Here is a 16,664-nt window from a genome sequence, read left to right as displayed (position 1 = left end):
TCGGCAGCAACACGTACAGGCGCATTAACCTGAGCTAGCGACGATTGGCGGTGAAGGTGCGGCTGCTGACGCCCCGGACGGTGGGATGGTAAGTGCAGCGCAGGCCATTGAGCCGTGGCGTGTCGCCGATGATCAGGCGGCCCAGGGCGCGGCCGAGCAAGGAGCCGAAATGGCGGCAATCGATCGAGGCCTCCTCCCAGGCCCGGCCGCGGCCACAGGAGGCACGCTGGAGATCGATGAGGATGTCGCGGCCCGAAGTACGCCAGGTTAGCCGACCATCGCAGCGCAAGCCGCCGCCGCGCACCTCGTAGGTGCCGCGCCGCTCGAGGCAGAAGGTCAGCCGATACGGCCCGAACAGGTTCTCGTTGGCGCGGAAGCAGCCTTCCACGGGGACTCCGCCGCCGGGATGATCGGGCACCACTACCATGGGGGTGATGTCCTGGGCCAAGGCCGGCGCAACGGACGAAACGGCAAGGCCAAGGGCCAGCACCAACGATCGCAACTTGACGCTCTTCATCTTCAGCTCGCTCCTCTCGAGGGCGGTTACGTGATGCCCGCTCGCCACGAGCTTACAGAGGGCACGACCGCTTGCGGATGGGCCAGGCGTCTCCAGTCATGGGGATTTGTCCCAGAATTCCTGGTGGCACATTTGATTGTTGCTTCGCGCGCGCGGCAACTGCCCACATTGCCAAATACGATCCCGACGTTGCCATATGATCGGGTCGTGGGTGAGTTGGTGAACGAGTCGGCATGCGCCTATCGCAGCGGTTCTTCCTAGTTGCGTTCATCGTCGTACTGGGCGTGGTGATCGCCTTTGGCGGCTGGGCCGGAGCGTATGTCTCGGACGCCGTCGTCAAAGGCGTGGGCGCGACGGCGGCGGGCAGCATCGAAGCCCTGATCTCGCGCCGGCTCGATGGAGCGCTGACAGCCGGGTCGCTGAGCCCGGAGGATCTCGAGGCGATCGACACCGCATTCGACATGGGCAGCAATACGAATAGCACGCGATTGCTGATGCTGCGGCTGCGCCGGCTCGATGGCGAGCTAGTGCTGCAGACCGGCAACGATTTCGAAGACGCCCTGTCGATAGCCCACCACATGGCGGCGGCACAGGGCGAGCTCGACGTGCGGCTGATAAACGTCACCGTGCCGGCGCTGGGCGGGCTGCCGGCCTCGCACCTGCCGGTGCTCAAGATCTATACTCCACTGCGCGATGACGACGAGAGCGTGGTCGGCGTTGCCGAGCTCTACTTCGGTGCGCGGGCGGTGACGGAGTTACAGGCGGAGGCTCGCACTAATGCCTGGATCATCGCTGCGCTCGTCGGCTTCGCGGCGCTGGGCACGGTGGCGATGCTGGTGGATGTGACCAGCGACGTCATCGCCCATCAGCGCCAGCGCCTCGCGGCCAATCTCAGGCGAACGCACAGCCTGCTGCGGCAGAACATTGCCCTACATGAGGTATCGGACACGTTGCGCATGGAGTCGATCCTGGCCAACGAGCGCGTGCTGGCGGAGGTGGGGTCGGACATCCACGACGGGCCAGTGCAGTTGTTGACCTTGCTGATCCTGCGGTTGCCGGGCAAGGCGGGCGACCCAAATGCGGACCGGGGCCTGGCACAGCAGGCGCTCGAGGAGCTGCGCGCCATCTCGGCGGGCCTTGTATTGCCGCAGCTTGCCGGGATGGATCTCAAGCAATCGATCGAAGCAGCGATCGGCCGGCACCAGAACCTGACGGGTGTCGAGATCGAGACGCTGATTGACATCCCGTCCGGAACGACAGGCCCGTTGACGGCGCGCATCTGCGCCTATCGGGTGGTTCAGGAGGCGCTCACCAATGCCTACCGGCATAATGACGGAGGTGGGGCGCAGGTGACCGCCCGCGTCGCGGCAGGATGGCTGGACCTCGCCATCACCAACGCCATCGATCCTGGCCTCAACCCGCAGCCGTCGGTAGAGCGGCTGGGCTTGCGGGGCATGTTCTTCCGGGTCGAGTCGCAAGGAGGACGGCTGAGCGTCGCGATGGAGGACGGAGAAGCGCGGATCAAGGCCCAGATTCCGCTGGTCGAGCTACCTCACCTGTCGTCGCCGGAAGAGCCGAGGTCCGGCTCGTAAGGCGACCGCAGGCGGCGAGCGGCGAGGACGACCTCCAGCCGGCTTTTCACCTTCAACTTGTTCATCAGGTTGGTCATGTAATGCTTGACCGTCTTTTCTGTGAGGTTGAGCGCCCGGGCAATCTCCTTGTTGGACATTGCTTCGAACAGGCACTCGACCAGTTGCTGCTCGCGCGGGCTGAGCTTGGTGTTACTGCGCTCGCGCTCGCGCAGGGTGCGCTGGCGGAAGCCGGCGAGCAGCTTGGGCGAGAAGTCGGGCGAGATGTAGAGAGCCCCATGCTGGACCGTGGCGACGGCCTCGAACAGTTCGTCGGACGGGCGGCCCTTGAGCACGAAGCCATGGGCGCCGGCATCGAGTGCGCGGAGCGCCAGATCCACATCGCCGAAGGCGGTGAAGATGATGATGCGGGTAGCCGGGGACTTTTCGATGACGGCGGGAATGGCGGCAATGACGTCGCCCGGCATGCTCAGATCCATGGTCAGCACGTCGGGGCTCTGCGCAACAACGAGGTCTATGGCGCCGTCGGCGGAAGTCTGGGTGCCGACGATCTCGAAGGACGGATTGGCCTCGAAGAGGGCAGCCATGCCCATGAGCAGCATCGGATGGTCGTCGACGAAGCCGATACGAATGCGGGGCTTGGGAGAAGCATCGTCAAGATCGGCCAGAGTTCCCGTTGCCATGCCGCTCTCGTCTCCCCGTGGTTGCCCAGCACTCAGTCCGGCAAGTGGTCTCCACCAATCTGGGCATTTTTATTGCGGGTTCGACCTATTTGCCCACTATTCCCAGTGGATTAGGAACCGATCCGGTCTCGATGCCATCAACCGAGCCCGGCGCCTTCATGGCGGTTGCGGCGGCTTCGAGATCGGCGAGGAAAACGGCCTCGCCAGCAGCGACGGTGGTCTCCACACTGGTTCTGGGGTCGGAGACGATGGCCGAGCCAGCGGTGACCTCGACCTTGCCGGCTTCGGCCAGAATCGCAAGGCGCGCCGGGCCGGGCTCGACATTGATGGTGAGCGCCGGGGTGCGGATGAGCAGGCCGCGGCCGCGGGCGACGCGGGCATCGACGGTAAGCTTGCCGGCGAACTGGGTGAGCGCGGTATTGTTGCCCGTCGCCTCGTCGAGCCGGGCAGCACTGTCGGGAGCGAGAGTTACCACCTGGCCGGCGTGAGACAGGGTGATGGTCGCGCGCTTCAGCGTGCGGACCGGCATGCCCTGAGGCACGTCCTCCCCTTTGGGGAGATCGGCCCACTGGTCGCGCTCGAGGATCAGCACTGGACCGTTGCTATCGAGCACCGTCCAGCTTTCGGCCGCGGCAGCAGAGCCTGCCATCGCACACCCAGCAGTCACAAGTATTAATAAATACAGTTTTATGAAAAATTTATACTGCGTTACAATCCGACGCACAACGACCGACCCTGTCGGCCGCGAGACGATCGCACCGCCACGCAATAATTCCATTTCAATCAGACTGCAAAAATAGCATCCATGAATAGCGAATAGTACTTAACGACTGCCGCATCAACCGGAAGCGGCAATTTAGGTGAATTCCAGCTCTGTTACCGACCACAGGCCGACCTACCAATGGCGACCAAAGACCGTAATGAAGCGGCGCGGTGTTGGTTACATATGTCCTAACGCATCCAGCAGGATGGTGCTGAACCGGTTAACCCTTTCAGCGCAGTCGCCGGACGGTTCGAGGCCAAAATAGGGCCGACCGGGGACATGCAGGAGCGCAGTCATTTCCCAAGGGCGTGCGGCCGCCGAATCCACATCAGTCGATGATGCGACTGGTGGGGCTCTGGAGGTTTTTGTGGTCGCACGTCTAGCAACTCTGTCTTTCCGTCCTGTCGCCGTCGTCACCGGCGGTGCTGGATTTGTGGGTTCCCACCTGAGCGAGCAGCTGCTCGCTCAGGGCTACCAGGTCGTGTGCGTCGACAACTTCGAGACCGGCCGGATCGAGAACATCCAGCACCTGCTGACCAACAAGCATTTCGTGCTGTTCCGGCACGACATGGTCGAACCGCTGGACCTGCCCTACCCGCGCGTCGCCGAGGTCTACAACCTCGCCTCGCCCGCCTCGCCGCCGATGTACCAGCGCGACCCGATCCACACGCTGAAGACCAACGTGCTCGGCGCGCTCAACGCGCTCGAGTTCGCGCGGCGCAAGGGCGCCCGCATCTTCCAGGCCTCGACCTCGGAAGTGTATGGCGACCCCGAGGTGCATCCGCAGCCCGAGGGCTACTGGGGCAACGTCAACCCGTTCGGACCCCGCTCCTGCTACGACGAAGGCAAGCGTGCCGCAGAGACGGCGTTCTTCGAATATCGCCAGCAGTATGGCGTCGATATCCGGATCGCTCGCATCTTCAATACCTACGGCCCGCGCATGAGCCCCGAGGACGGGCGCGTGGTGTCCAACTTCGTGGTACAGGCGCTGCGCGGCGAGGACATCACCGTGTACGGCGACGGCAGCCAGACCCGGTCGTTCTGCTATGTCAGCGATCTGGTGGCAGGCATCATCAAGCTGATGCGGGCTGAGGTGGCACCGGCAACCCCGGTCAACCTTGGCAATCCAGGCGAGTTCACCATGCTCGAGCTGGCGCAGATGATCGTCGAGATGACCGGCACAAGCTCGAGCGTGATCCGGCGGCCGCTGCCGACCGATGATCCCAAGCAGCGCCGACCGGTGATCACCCGGGCCAAGGAGCTGCTCGACTGGGAGCCGACGATCAGCCTGCGCGAGGGGCTGAAGAGCACCATCGCCTATTTCGAGGCGGAGCTGGCCCGATCGGCGGCGCAGCCTCGGATGGACATCGCGCTATGAGTGCGACACCGCTTCTGGTTACCGGCGGAGCTGGGTTCATCGGCAGCCATACGTGCAAGCAACTGGCACGTGACGGCTTCCTGCCGATCGCCTTCGACAACCTGAGCACCGGGCATGCCGATGCGGTGAAGTGGGGGCCGCTGGTCGAGGGCGACATCCGCGACACCGAGGCTCTGGCCGCGGTGATGCGACTGCACCAGCCCCAGGCGGTGATCCATTTTGCTGCTTCCGCCTATGTCGGGGAGTCGGTGACGGAACCGGCCAAGTATTACAGCAACAATGTCGAGGGAACGCTGAGCCTGCTCGAGGCCTGCCGCATTGCCGGGGTGGGCTCGGTGATCTTTTCGAGCAGTTGCGCCACCTATGGCACGGCGCCCGAGGTGCCGATCGTCGAGAGTACGGCGCAATCTCCGATCAATCCCTATGGCTGGACCAAGCTGATCGGCGAGCAGATGCTGATGGACTATGCGACGGCCTATGGCATCCGCTTTTCAGCTTTGCGCTACTTCAACGCCTGCGGTGCAGATCCGGAAGGCGAGATCGGCGAGCGGCATGATCCCGAGACCCACCTGATCCCGCGTGCGCTGATGGCGGCGACCGGGCTGCTGCCGCGGCTCGAAGTGTTCGGCAACGATTACCCGACGGCGGACGGTACCTGCATCCGCGACTATGTGCATGTCTGCGACCTGGCGCGCGCCCACGTGCTGGCGGCGCGCCGGCTGCTGGCCGGTGGCGAGAACCTGAAGGTCAATCTCGGCAGTGGCCGGGGTTCGTCCATCAAGCAGGTGCTCGGCGCCATCGAGACGGTGGTCGGGCATGCGGTGCCGGTGGTTTATCGCGACCGCCGCGCCGGCGATCCCGCCGAACTCTATGCCGATGCGAGCCTTGCTCGCGAAAAGCTGGGCTTTGTCGCCGAACTCTCGGATCTCGAGACGATCGTGCGGACCGCCCTGCCGTGGTTTGCCCGCGAGGTACGCCATGCGGGGTGATGCCGCCACTCTGCCCATGGAGCCAATGCTAGGGCGCAAGGCGCAGCTTTTGCAAAGGGCCGGACTGATCCTGTGGGCCGCCTTCTTCGCCAACTTCTGGATCTGGTGGCTGCGGCCGGACCACTGGACCTCTCCAGTCTCCTTCCTGGCGGTCTCGGGTGTCCTGATCTGGGTTACCGTCACTCCCGCCTACTTCTTGCTGATTCTTAATCGAGCCCGGCGCCCCGCACCATCGGCCCCCGTTCCGCGGGACCTCAGAGTTGCCATGGTTGTCACCAAGGCCCCGAGCGAGCCGTTCGATGTGCTAGCGCAAACGCTGTCGGCCATGCTGAAACAGGATATTCCTCACGACACATGGCTCGCGGACGAGGCACCGACGCCCGAGACCGTCGCTTGGGCCGAAGCGCATGGCGTGCGAATCTCGACACGCTTCGGCGTCGAGGACTATCACCGCGCCACATGGCCGCGCCGTACGCGCTGCAAAGAGGGCAACCTTGCCTATTTCTACGACAATTACGGCTATGAGCTCTACGACGTAGTCGTGCAACTCGACGCCGACCACGTGCCCGAACCAGGGTATCTGGAGAGCATGTTGCAGCCGTTCGCCGATCCGCGGGTCGGCTACGTCTCTGCCCCCAGCATCTGTGACGGCAACGCGCGCGATAGCTGGTCGGCGCGCGGCCGACTTTACTCGGAGGGGAACCTGCACGGTCCATTGCAGGCCGGATACAACGAAGGCTGGGCCCCACTTTGCATGGGTTCACACTATGCGGTGCGCACCTCTGCGCTGCGCCAGATCGGCGGGCTGGGGCCCGAACTCGCCGAAGACCACTCAACAACGCTCATGCTCAATGCCGCAGGCTGGAAGGGCGTTCATGCGGTCGACGCCATCGCGCATGGCCTGGGGCCGGCGACATTCGCCGACCTTGCCGTTCAGGAATTCCAATGGTCGCGTAGCCTAGTGACGGTCTTCCTGACCTACACCCCGGGGCTGCTGCGTCGCCTCAACCCGAAGCTGCGGTTCCAGTTCATCTTCTCTCAGCTTTGGTATCCTTGCTTTGCGGCAGTGATGCTCGCGAGCTTCATCATGCCGTTATTGGCACTGGCGTTCAATTTCACCTTCGTCAACGTCCCGTATGTCGAGTTCCTGATCTACTTCGTTCCGGTAGGCACAACGCTGCTGGCGTTGGCCTACCTCCGTAGATCGCAGGGCGTTCTGCGTCCCGTCCGGGCGAAAATATTCAGCTGGGAGACGGCAACGTTCGCCATGGCGCGCTGGCCGTGGGCTTTCCTCGGCACTGCGGCGGCGGTCGCAGACTGGGCCTTCAAGCGGCACACAGAGTTTCGAGTAACGCCTAAGGGCAAGGGCGGCACGCTACCGGTTCGGGTCATTGCACCCTATGCAGCACTGTCGGTGATCTCGGGCCTAACAGCGTACTTCATCGACACGTCCAGCACCGCAGCTGGTTACTACGTCTTTGCGCAGATGAATGCCATCGTCTATGGCCTCGTTTTCGTGGTCATCCTCTTCGCTCATCTCCGGGAAAACCGCAAACAACGGTCCATAATGCAGTGGGTTGGAGCTGCGGCCCTCTCGATGGCCTTCACGACGGGACCTGTCCTCGCCGCCGGTCCCAACTGGATGCGCGGCCTCGAGGCGATCTCCTGGAACAACGACTTCGTGAGGTTCACGGAATCCACCTTCACCCTGTCCGGCGCCGGAGTGGATGCGTCCCGTACACGGAAGATCGCTCTGCATTTCAAAATATTGGCATGGAGTTCAAAATGAACAGGTTCGCTACGGCAGTTTCGGTGCTGATCGCACTCGGGGCAACCGTCCTGCCCCAGGTCGCGGCCGGGGCCGAGCAGCAGGACCCACCGGGAAACGCAACGCCGCTGAAGGCAGCCGAGCTATATGCGATATATGGCGGCAAGAGCTGGAATTGGGGCACCGACCGGGCCGCCCGCTTTTCCGTCGATGGCAGAGCTTTCACGGCCGTGCTCACGGAATCCTGGGGTATCCAGTACGCGGAAGGGAGATGGCGGATATCCGACAAGGGACAGCTCTGCATCCTGGCCGACTGGGTCAGCAGCTACGGACGCGTTCCCGCGACATCATGCTTCCAGCATGTCGAGAAGGACGGGGTGATCTACCAGCGCACCCTCCCCAACGGAAAGTGGGAAGTCTTCAAACATGCAAAGCGGCAAGCCGAGGATGGCATCAACGCGCTCGTCCCCCAGGATCTGGTTTCCGGGCGTCTGCCCGATGCCAAAGTTGCGGTCAAGGCTGCTGCCGGATCGATCAAATAACGGAGGAAAGCATGCGACACAGAACGTTGCTAACGACGCTCGCGGTGGCCCTGCTGCTCCCTGCCCTGGGGCAGGCACAGTCCATCACCCAGAAGGACGGGCGCCCGGTCAAAGGACCCGACTCGTGGCTTGTCGGCGCCTATGATCCACACGGCGACTTCACCGACGACAAGTCGCTCGACATCGAACACCTGTTCCTCCCGTGGGAAGACATCGACCTCTCCACGTTGCCGATTGCTTACGACTATGCCTCGGCACGAAACCGCGAGATCTGGATCACGGTGGAGCCATGGACCTGGGATCGCTCCCGCCGCATCGAACCGAACGACCTTCGCAACGGCATGCGGGAGGGCGTGTATGACGGCGTGATAGATGGACTATGCGGCGAGGTCGGCCGCCTGAAGCGCCCAACGGTCATGCGGTGGGCGCAGGAAATGGAAGAGACGACCGGACAATTCGTTTGGGCAGGCTGGGCTCCGTCCGACTACATCGCCGCGTATCGTCATTTCGTCGAGCGATGCCGGATCGCTGCGCCTAACGCCACGTTTATGTGGTCTCCCAAAGGAATCGAGGGACTGGAGGACTACTACCCTGGCGATGACGTGGTCGATTCGATCGGTCTGTCGATCTTTGGGCTCCAGCAGATGGATCATGATCGCTCGGGGCGCGATCACACCTTCGCGGAGTATCTGAAGCCCGCCTACGACCGGGTGCTCCCCTTCGGCAAGCCGATCTACGTCGCCGAACTGGGCTATGTAGGCGACGCCAACTACGTGGCAAAGTGGGCTCGGGACTCTACCGGCAAGGATGCCACTTTCCCCCAGCTCTTTGGCGTTGCTTACTTCAACGACAAGGAGGTGGCGCCATGGCCGGAACACTATGGATTGCCCGACTGGCGCGTCACCAACAATATCGTCGAGTAGCACCGTGAGTCAGGCGGCTTTGCGCAGATAGCAACGTGCCTTCTGCCCGAAGCCGCTTGGCGTGCACACCCAAGGCGACGAGCCGTAGAGCCGCACGGACCGCAGCCCCGTCGGCTTGACCTTCACGGTCACCTTGTACTCGGCCGCCAGCGACTGCGGGGCGAGCGGAAGCGCCGACGCCGACAAGAGCAGCGCCGCCAGGGCGAACGAAGTTGCCACCGGCCGAAGGCCAGTTCGCATGGAAAGATTCAAGGTAGACCTCCGAGTAAGATGCCCCTTCTGGGGTGATGGAATCGGAAGCTAGTCACGTGCCGCTAAGCGCCAGTTCGGGCGCTCGACTGCATTTTATGCAAATGCCTTCGTTGCTGGCAACGCAAGGTTAGCCAAAGTAACGCCGGGAAATAACGGCAAGATAACGCGCGCGGTCACTTGCCGACAGAATTTGACGATGCATGACCTCACGTTGCGGCGATGTAGATTGGCAATTCCCCAGACGCAGCTTGAGCTTGTGGTGAGCGGCACGGCCGGCACCGCCTGACCGCCAGCGCAGAGATGGCGTCCTCCGCGTGCGGCAACGGCTATGGCGATGGCGGAATGGGGCGTTCCGCCGCCCTGCACCTAAAGGATGAATCGTCATGCGACACTTTGCCGGAGGGGGCCAAGACCCGCGGATACCGGCAAAAGCAGTCGCGCAGTCTCCGCATACCGACAAATACGCTTCGACCAAAGTAGCGTCGCGCGAGCCCCGATAGAACTGCCCACGCCGTTGACGGCTCTCGCGACGCGGGCATACGCTAACGGTAAGCTTGCGAACGGTGAGCTAGCGAATGGTGAGCTAGCGAGCAATTTACAAGTCGGCTCAATTCGCTGACAGACGCAATCGAGCTCCAAGACTAGTCACAGAAAGAAATCGAGAGAGGGAGGCCACTCATGAAGGGTAGTCCCAAGTTTACGGCGGCCGTCGGGCTGGCTGTTTCATTGATATCGCTGATGGCCGTTCAGTCGGCCGTCGCTCAAGACAGCCCCATCGACAGCATTACGGCGGTTACCGACGAGATGCTGCAGAACCCGTCGGACGGCGACTGGCTGATGTGGCGCCGCACCTATGATGGCTGGGGCTACAGCCCGCTCGAGCAGATCAACAAGGACAATGTCGGCAAGCTGCAGCTGGCCTGGTCCTGGGGCATGAGCCCGGGCGGCCGCACGCAGGAAACCCCGCTGGTCCATGACGGCGTGCTGTTCCTGCAGAACTCCGACCACCGCATCCAGGCGCTGAACGCGGCCACCGGCGACCTCATCTGGGAATACCAGTATGAGCTGCCCGATGACGTGAACCCGGGCGGCGAGCGTTCCAAGGCCATCTACGGTAACAACCTGATCGTTGCGACCCGTGACGCGCACATCATCGCGCTCGATATCAAGACCGGCGAACTGGTGTGGGACCAGCAGGTCGCCGACTACAAGAAGGGCTTTGCCTATTCGTCCGGCCCGCTGGTTGCCAATGGCACCATCATCCAGGGCATGACGAACTGCTCGAACGCCCAGCCCGGCGGCTGCTTCTTCACCGGTCACGATCCTGAGACCGGCGAGGAGATCTGGCGCGTCAATACCATTGCGCGTGGCGATACGCCCGAAGGCAACAGCTGGAACGGCATTCCGCTCGAGAGCCGTCACGGCGCTTCGGCCTGGATCACCGGTTCGTATGACGTCGAACAGAACCTGATCTATGCCGGCGTCGGCCAGCCCTATCCGTGGAACGTCGAGATCGCCGGCCTGACGCCGAAGAGCTCGGACCCGAACGTCACCAACGAAGCGCTCTATACGAACTCCACGCTGGCGATCGACCCGAAGACGGGTGACCTCAAGTGGTACCACCAGTACCTGCCGACCGACTCGCTCGACCTCGACTATGTGTATGAGCGCCTGATCATCGGCGACGAAGTGGTGACGACCGGCAAGCTCGGCATCATGGAAGCGGTGAACCGCACCGACGGCAAGTGGCTGTGGGCCAAGGAAACCGTGCCGCAGAACGTGGTGCTGTCGATCGACCAGGAGACGGGCGCCAAGGAGATCAATCCGGAAGTCATTCCGGTGATCGGCGAGACCACCTTCAACTGCCCCGCCGACCCGGGCAGCAAGGCCTGGCAGGCAACGTCGTACAGCCCCAAGACCGGCGCAATCTACCTGCCGACCGTCGAGTTCTGCTCGAACACCACCGTCAATCCGCTCGATCCGGGCCAGATTTACACCGGTGGTGGCCTGCAGACCTACTCGCGCGTGCCGCGTCCGGATGGCGACGGCAATATCGGCCAGGTTCGCGCCGTGAAGCTCGATGACAAGTCGGAGATGTGGCAGTACCGCCAGTATGCTCCGGTCACCACCTCGACCCTGCCAACCGCTGGCGGCGTGGTGTTCGTGGGTACGCTCGACCGCAAGCTCATTGCGTTCGACGACGAGACCGGCGATGTGCTGTGGACGAGCCCGACGCTGAGCAACTCGCTCGAGTCGTTCCCGATCACCTACGAGGCTGACGGCAAGCAGTACGTGGCTGTGGTGGCGAACTTCGGCAACGGCCTTGGCCGCCTGCAGTCGCTGACCCCGGACATCAAGCTGCCGCCGAACAACCCGGTGACGCTCTACGTCTTTGCGCTGCCCGACGCCGAGTAATCGGCCGAGCGCATCCTGATACCGGCCCGGGCGGACCTGGAAGCTTCCAGTCCGCCCGGTCCTTTCTATGAGGTCCGATATTGCGCGTTGCCTTTGCTTTCCTGAGGCTGTTGAGCCTGCTTCCCGTGCTGGCGCTGGCGCCGCTCGCTGTGACGGGAAGTGCCGTTGGTCAGGAGGCCGAGTTCGACGACGTGCCGTTTGCGCCGGGGCAGTGGAATATCGGCCGGCGACTCGACGAGTCGCAGTTGCGCTACTGCATCGACAAGCGCGATCCCGATTGGGAAGTGGCTGGCGAGATTGCCGACACCATTGCCGCCGGGCTGCTGCTCGAGCCGGTGCGCTATGTGGTCGAAAGCGAGATCGCCGTCGAGGACATCACCAGGATCTACGGTCGCATGCTGGAGCATTGCGACGTCTACATGGGGTTCAAGCTGATCCCCGAGGGTTATGCGCCCTGGATCACGCTGACCCGTGCCTACTACGACACCGAGTATGTGTTCGTGGCCGTCGACCCGGCGCTGAAATCACTGGCCGACCTGCCGGCCGGGCGCCCGATCGGAGCGGCGGTGGGGACTACGGCCCATATCCGGCTGGTCTCGTACCAGACGGCGCTACCGGCCGACAAGCGCTGGCCGGTCTTCCCGATGGGCACCAACGACATGGCGCTCGACGCGCTGCATAGCGGCTCCATCGACGTTGCGCTCGTCTGGGCTCCAAACCTGTGGGCGAAGCAGAAGGCGGACCCGGCTTTTGCAGACCTGCACGTGGTCGACCCGAGCCCGCTGCCGCCAACGGGGCTCGGCGTAGGCGCGGTGGTACTGGCCGACCAGAAATTCCTGCGCAGCGCCATCGACGAGGCTATCGCTGCGCTCACTGCCGACGGTACGATCGGCCAGATCCTCGAAAGCCACGACTTTCCGGCCACCGTAGCCCCGTGATGCCTGATCCCAACCCGGTAGTCCCTGCTGACGCTATCCGCGTCGATGCCATTTCCAAGCGCTATGGCCGCACGCTCGCGCTCGACGAGGTGAGCTTTGCCGTGCGCGAGCAGGAGCTGTTCGCGCTGCTGGGGCCGAACGGTGCGGGCAAGACTACGCTGCTGCATATCCTGTGCACCATCCTCAAGCCCGATAGCGGCACGGCGCTGATCAACGGCATCGATGTGGCCAAGCAGCCGCTCGCGGCGCGGCAGAAGCTGGGCATCGTGTTCCAGGAGCCCAGCCTCGACGACCGGCTGACGGTGCGAGAGAATCTCGAGTTGCATGGGCTGGTGTTCGGCGTGCCGCGCAAACTCAGGCGGCAGCGCATCGAGGAGATGCTCGAGCTCGTCGAGCTCACCGACTGGGCAGGCAAGCCGGTGCGGGCGCTGTCGTCGGGCATGAAGCGGCGGCTGGAGATCGCCCGGGCGCTAATCCACGATTCGAGGATCATCCTGCTCGACGAGCCGACCGTAGGGTTGGACGCGCAGACGCGCGACCGAATCTGGAGCTATCTGCGCCGGCTCAGGAGCGAGCGCGACATCACGGTGCTGGTGACCACCCACTATATCGAGGAGGTTGAGGGCTGCGACCGGGTCTGCATCATCGATGGTGGCAAGGTATTGGCGCTCGACACGCCGGAGACGTTGAAGCGCGCGCATGGTCAGGCGCTGGTGCGGCTGACGCCGGCGACGGACGCTGACCGCGAGGCGATCGCGGCGCGTTATCCCGACCGGCTGACCGGCAAGCCGGGCGCCGAGCTGACGCTGGTCAGCGACGAGGCCTTCGTCGCGGCGCTGCTGGCCGAATTCGGCACGCGGATCACGGCGCTCAAGGTCGAGGTGCCCAGCCTCGAGACGGTGTTCCTGTCGCTGACCGGGCGCGAGCTGCGCGACAAGGCGGCGGGCGCACGCGAGCAGACGCTCGCCTTCGGCAGGCGCGGCGGGGAGCACACAAGATGAGCGGAGCGCAGGCAATGGGATGGCGTTCCGCGCTGATGGTGCAACTGGGCGGGCTGTACGGGTTGTGGCTACGCGAAGTGAAGCGGGCGTTTCGCGATCGCGGCCAGCTCATCGGCGGGGTGAGCCGGCCGATACTGTGGGTGCTGATCCTGGGCATCGGGCTCAACCCCTATTTCCGCGGCGAAGTGTATGGAGCGGTGACCTTTGTCGTGCCCTTCACCTACCTGCAGTTCATCTTCCCGGCTGTCATCGCGCTCAACATCATGTTCACCTCGGTGCAGTCCGCCGTGTCGGTGATCTGGGACCGCGAGTTCGGCTTTTTGCGCGAGGTGCTGGTGTCGCCGCTATCGCGCGGCACGGTGCTGCTGGCCAAGGTGCTGGGCGGCACGACGGTGGCGGTGCTGCACGGATGCCTGGTGCTGGTGCTGGCCCGCTTCGCCGACGTACCGCTGACACTGACGGATGTGCTCAAGGCGCTGGGGCTGATGACGCTGCTGGCCTTCGCGCTGACCTCGCTGGGCGTAGTGATCGCCAACCGTATCCGCAGCTTCCAGGGATTCGGGGTGTTCTCCAATGCGGTGATCCTGCCGCTCTATTTCACCTCGAGCTCGATCTTCCCGCTCGATCCGGCGCTGAGCCGGGCGCAGACGCGTGTCGTGTATCCGGACTGGCTGGTGACCATTATCGAGTGGAACCCGCTGACCTATGCGGTCGATGCGCTGCGCGGGGTGCTGATCAACTACAACCAGTTCGATCCCTGGCTGGGGATCACGGTGATCGTCACAGCCTGCGTGGTGCTGTTCAGCATCGCGCTCTACGACTTCCACAAGACGTGAGGCGACAGTGGCCGTCTCCGACGGGATGCGGGATCTCATAAGCTTCGGCCTGGTGCTGGCGCTGCTGGTCGGCGTGAGCCTCTTGCCGCCGGATACGTCGCTGCGCGAGGTGCAGCGCGCGGGGGCGCTGCGCGCCTGCGTGCCTCCGGCCTATCCGCCGCTGGTGACGGGCGATCCCGATATGCCGGGGATCGACATCGAGCTGTTGCAGGCTGTAGCCAAGCGAATGGGCGCCACGCTGGTGCTCAACGAGAACCGGGCGATGGGCCGCGACTTCAACCCGCGCAACTGGGGGCTCAACCGGGCGCAATGCCAGGTGATCGCCGGCGGCGTCGTCGATTCCGACCAGACGCGGTCCTTCCTCGAGACCGGGCCGCCCTATGCGCAGACCGGGTGGGCTATTGTGTCCCCTGCCCCCATCGGCAGCCTCGGGGGCAAGCGCTTCGGCGCGCTGGCCCTGATCTCAGGGCTCGACCGGGTCGGGCTTGCGGGTCTGCTGAGGGCAGAGGGGGCAACGGCGCGCGTGCTCACCACCCCGGAGGCGCTGGTGACGGCGATCGCCGATGGTTCGCTCGACGCCGGCGTCACCGAGGCGCTGCTGGCGAGCCGGCTCGCCAGCGAGAATGGCTGGACGGTGGCGTGGGCGCCACCGCAACTGGCGCGCCACAATATCGTGTTCGGACTGTGGAAGGGCGACATCACGCTCAAGCGCCTGATCGACCGAGCCTTCGCCGACATGGCGGCTGACGGCACGATTGGCGACATAATGGACCGATATGGAGTTACGCCGATCCGCTAGCGGGCGACGTCGACGCCGAGGACCAGGGGCGCAATGACGCCGTAGGCGGGGGCCAGGACGGTTCTGGTCACGCCCAGGATCGACAGCGCCAGCAGGATGCAGCCGATGACAATGCCGGCCTGGGGTGGCAGGCGGATACCGAGTGCGGCGAGGAAATGCGCACCGGCCAGCGGCGGCACCGGCAACAGGGTGAATAGCGCCATCCAGACGCAGAGCTGCGCCGTAGAGCGCACGAAGGCGGCCGCGGTGACCCCGCTCGTGTAGGGCAGCAAGGTCAGCAGAGGTATGACGAGATGCAGGATCAGCCAGGCGGTGGCGAGCAGTGCGATGCTGCCAGCCAGCACTGCGATGACGAGCCCCCAGCGACCAAAGCGCAACTCGCCGGGGTCGACATCGACCGCTTTGGTCCAGCCGAAGCCGGTGAGCATCAGCGTTCCGAGCCCCAGCAGATCGACATGTGCGGTGGGAACGGGCGTGAGTCGCCCGTCATAGCGCGGCCCCTTGTCGCCGAACAGCACGGCAGCAGCCGCGATGGCGCTACCCTGAATGGTGGCGATGATGAGCCCCGCGAGGAAGCGCATCACCACCAGTTGGAGGGTCAGGTCCACGCGGGCCTCGACGTTTCGGGGCGACCAGGCGCCCTCGCCGTCATTTCTCGATGACGTAGTTGTAGAGCGTCTCCGAATCCGAGGGTAGCTCGGCGCCTGCCTTGAAGCTGTTGCGCTTGAGGATGTAGGCCATGATGTCGGCATACTGGGCCGCCGAGAAGCGGCCGGGGGAGTCCGGCGGCATGGCGACACTCATGAAATCGAACAGCGCACCGGCGGGTGCGCCTTTGGCATATTTTTCCTCGAAGGCGACGCCGCGCAACGGCGGGCCACCGAGCAGACCACCGCGCAGGTCCTTACCGTGGCATTCCTCACAATTCTTCGTGTACAGCGACTCGCCGCGGTCAGCCTGCTCGCTGGTATAGGTCGCCTTCTGGGCCGGAGCGTCGGCCTGGGCGACGAGGATGCGGGTCTCTACCCTGTGTACGGGGGCCCGCGTGGTTTCCAGCGGACGGTTTTCGAGCCCGTGCGCCATACCCGACACCACGAAAAGTGCAGCGCTTACGGCCGCGGCGCCGCCGAGCAGCCGAATATCGCGTTTCTTCATTCAAATGACTCCCGAGAAGATAAGGGTGCGCCGAAAGGCAAACTCCGCCAGCTTTTGCACCGTCGCTTAGCCAAGCCGACCGTTAGGATCATTGCAATAGTCTCTTAGTCGCGCGT

At 64.0% G+C, this 16,664-nt stretch carries 17 protein-coding genes; 11 read left to right on the top strand and 6 right to left on the bottom strand.

Annotated features, from left to right (window positions below; all coding sequences use genetic code 11):
• Window positions 1-34: 34 nt before the first annotated feature.
• A complete protein-coding gene (locus AC3A6I_RS02965; protein WP_487541693.1) occupies window positions 35-517 on the bottom strand; it encodes a hypothetical protein in 483 nt (160 codons plus the stop codon).
• Between the two features lie 233 nt (window positions 518-750).
• On the opposite strand from AC3A6I_RS02965, the gene AC3A6I_RS02960 reads away from it, so the two are divergent.
• A complete protein-coding gene (locus AC3A6I_RS02960) occupies window positions 751-2,109 on the top strand; it encodes a sensor histidine kinase (protein WP_487541692.1) in 1,359 nt (452 codons plus the stop codon).
• Here AC3A6I_RS02960 and AC3A6I_RS02955 read toward each other — a convergent pair.
• Complete coding sequence (locus AC3A6I_RS02955; protein ID WP_487541691.1) at window positions 2,070-2,789, bottom strand: response regulator; 720 nt, start codon at window positions 2,787-2,789, stop codon at window positions 2,070-2,072. The genes AC3A6I_RS02960 and AC3A6I_RS02955 overlap by 40 nt on opposite strands.
• A gap of 85 nt (window positions 2,790-2,874) precedes the next feature.
• Window positions 2,875-3,438, bottom strand: coding sequence for a hypothetical protein (locus AC3A6I_RS02950; RefSeq protein ID WP_487541690.1), 564 nt, complete (start codon window positions 3,436-3,438; stop codon window positions 2,875-2,877).
• Between the two features lie 502 nt (window positions 3,439-3,940).
• Between AC3A6I_RS02950 and AC3A6I_RS02945 the strand changes: the two genes are divergently transcribed.
• Genes AC3A6I_RS02945 through AC3A6I_RS02925 form a run of 5 tightly spaced genes read left to right on the top strand, consistent with a single transcriptional unit; the run spans window position 3,941 to window position 9,152 of the window.
• Window positions 3,941-4,930, top strand: coding sequence for a UDP-glucuronic acid decarboxylase family protein (locus AC3A6I_RS02945; protein ID WP_487544974.1), 990 nt, complete (start codon window positions 3,941-3,943; stop codon window positions 4,928-4,930).
• A complete protein-coding gene (gene galE / locus AC3A6I_RS02940; RefSeq protein WP_487541689.1) occupies window positions 4,927-5,919 on the top strand; it encodes a UDP-glucose 4-epimerase GalE in 993 nt (330 codons plus the stop codon). The genes AC3A6I_RS02945 and galE overlap by 4 nt, the downstream gene beginning before the upstream one ends.
• The gene (locus AC3A6I_RS02935; RefSeq protein ID WP_487541688.1) at window positions 5,909-7,708 is read left to right on the top strand and encodes a glycosyltransferase family 2 protein; all 1,800 of its coding nucleotides are present in this window, start codon (window positions 5,909-5,911) and stop codon (window positions 7,706-7,708) included. Before galE ends, AC3A6I_RS02935 begins: the two co-directional genes overlap by 11 nt.
• The gene (locus tag AC3A6I_RS02930) at window positions 7,705-8,229 is read left to right on the top strand and encodes a DUF995 domain-containing protein (protein ID WP_487541687.1); all 525 of its coding nucleotides are present in this window, start codon (window positions 7,705-7,707) and stop codon (window positions 8,227-8,229) included. Before AC3A6I_RS02935 ends, AC3A6I_RS02930 begins: the two co-directional genes overlap by 4 nt.
• A gap of 11 nt (window positions 8,230-8,240) precedes the next feature.
• Entirely contained in the window at window positions 8,241-9,152 is a 912-nt protein-coding gene (locus AC3A6I_RS02925; protein WP_487541686.1) for a glycoside hydrolase family 26 protein, read from the top strand.
• A 9-nt stretch (window positions 9,153-9,161) separates the two neighbouring features.
• On the opposite strand, the gene AC3A6I_RS02920 is transcribed toward AC3A6I_RS02925, so the two are convergent.
• Window positions 9,162-9,371, bottom strand: coding sequence for a hypothetical protein (locus AC3A6I_RS02920; protein WP_487541685.1), 210 nt, complete (start codon window positions 9,369-9,371; stop codon window positions 9,162-9,164).
• 711 nt (window positions 9,372-10,082) lie between these two features.
• Here AC3A6I_RS02920 and AC3A6I_RS02915 point away from each other — a divergent pair.
• From AC3A6I_RS02915 to AC3A6I_RS02895, 5 genes are all read left to right on the top strand, one after another.
• Window positions 10,083-11,819: an outer membrane protein assembly factor BamB family protein gene (locus AC3A6I_RS02915; protein WP_487541684.1), complete on the top strand. Its 1,737-nt coding sequence runs from the start codon at window positions 10,083-10,085 to the stop codon at window positions 11,817-11,819.
• 80 nt (window positions 11,820-11,899) lie between these two features.
• Window positions 11,900-12,757 carry a substrate-binding periplasmic protein gene (locus AC3A6I_RS02910; protein ID WP_487541683.1) on the top strand — a complete coding sequence of 286 codons (858 nt, stop codon included), beginning with the start codon at window positions 11,900-11,902 and terminating at the stop codon, window positions 12,755-12,757.
• Window positions 12,757-13,758 (top strand): ABC transporter ATP-binding protein, encoded by a 1,002-nt coding sequence (locus AC3A6I_RS02905; RefSeq protein ID WP_487541682.1) that lies wholly within the window; start codon window positions 12,757-12,759, stop codon window positions 13,756-13,758. Before AC3A6I_RS02910 ends, AC3A6I_RS02905 begins: the two co-directional genes overlap by 1 nt.
• Window positions 13,759-13,772: 14 nt before the next feature.
• The gene (locus tag AC3A6I_RS02900) at window positions 13,773-14,594 is read left to right on the top strand and encodes an ABC transporter permease (protein ID WP_487541681.1); all 822 of its coding nucleotides are present in this window, start codon (window positions 13,773-13,775) and stop codon (window positions 14,592-14,594) included.
• A gap of 7 nt (window positions 14,595-14,601) precedes the next feature.
• Complete coding sequence (locus tag AC3A6I_RS02895) at window positions 14,602-15,393, top strand: substrate-binding periplasmic protein (RefSeq protein WP_487541680.1); 792 nt, start codon at window positions 14,602-14,604, stop codon at window positions 15,391-15,393.
• On the opposite strand, the gene AC3A6I_RS02890 is transcribed toward AC3A6I_RS02895, so the two are convergent.
• A complete protein-coding gene (locus AC3A6I_RS02890; protein WP_487541679.1) occupies window positions 15,390-16,001 on the bottom strand; it encodes a zinc metalloprotease in 612 nt (203 codons plus the stop codon). The genes AC3A6I_RS02895 and AC3A6I_RS02890 overlap by 4 nt on opposite strands.
• A gap of 40 nt (window positions 16,002-16,041) precedes the next feature.
• A complete protein-coding gene (locus AC3A6I_RS02885) occupies window positions 16,042-16,548 on the bottom strand; it encodes a c-type cytochrome (protein ID WP_487541678.1) in 507 nt (168 codons plus the stop codon).
• Window positions 16,549-16,664 lie beyond the last annotated feature (116 nt).

It is taken from the genome of Devosia sp. Soil_C_22, assembly GCF_057657195.1.
Note: the sequence above shows the minus strand (reverse complement) of the source record. Positions and strands in the feature narration are given on the sequence as shown.

Coding starts and splice junctions, on each gene's coding strand:
- AC3A6I_RS02965 (WP_487541693.1), bottom strand. CDS start 517: ATGAAGAGCGTCAAGTTGCGATCGTTGGTGCTGGCCCTTGGCCTTGCC.
- AC3A6I_RS02960 (WP_487541692.1), top strand. CDS start 751: ATGCGCCTATCGCAGCGGTTCTTCCTAGTTGCGTTCATCGTCGTACTG.
- AC3A6I_RS02955 (WP_487541691.1), bottom strand. CDS start 2,789: ATGGCAACGGGAACTCTGGCCGATCTTGACGATGCTTCTCCCAAGCCC.
- AC3A6I_RS02950 (WP_487541690.1), bottom strand. CDS start 3,438: ATGGCAGGCTCTGCTGCCGCGGCCGAAAGCTGGACGGTGCTCGATAGC.
- galE (WP_487541689.1), top strand. CDS start 4,927: ATGAGTGCGACACCGCTTCTGGTTACCGGCGGAGCTGGGTTCATCGGC.
- AC3A6I_RS02935 (WP_487541688.1), top strand. CDS start 5,909: ATGCGGGGTGATGCCGCCACTCTGCCCATGGAGCCAATGCTAGGGCGC.
- AC3A6I_RS02930 (WP_487541687.1), top strand. CDS start 7,705: ATGAACAGGTTCGCTACGGCAGTTTCGGTGCTGATCGCACTCGGGGCA.
- AC3A6I_RS02925 (WP_487541686.1), top strand. CDS start 8,241: ATGCGACACAGAACGTTGCTAACGACGCTCGCGGTGGCCCTGCTGCTC.
- AC3A6I_RS02915 (WP_487541684.1), top strand. CDS start 10,083: ATGAAGGGTAGTCCCAAGTTTACGGCGGCCGTCGGGCTGGCTGTTTCA.
- AC3A6I_RS02905 (WP_487541682.1), top strand. CDS start 12,757: ATGCCTGATCCCAACCCGGTAGTCCCTGCTGACGCTATCCGCGTCGAT.
- AC3A6I_RS02900 (WP_487541681.1), top strand. CDS start 13,773: ATGGGATGGCGTTCCGCGCTGATGGTGCAACTGGGCGGGCTGTACGGG.
- AC3A6I_RS02885 (WP_487541678.1), bottom strand. CDS start 16,548: ATGAAGAAACGCGATATTCGGCTGCTCGGCGGCGCCGCGGCCGTAAGC.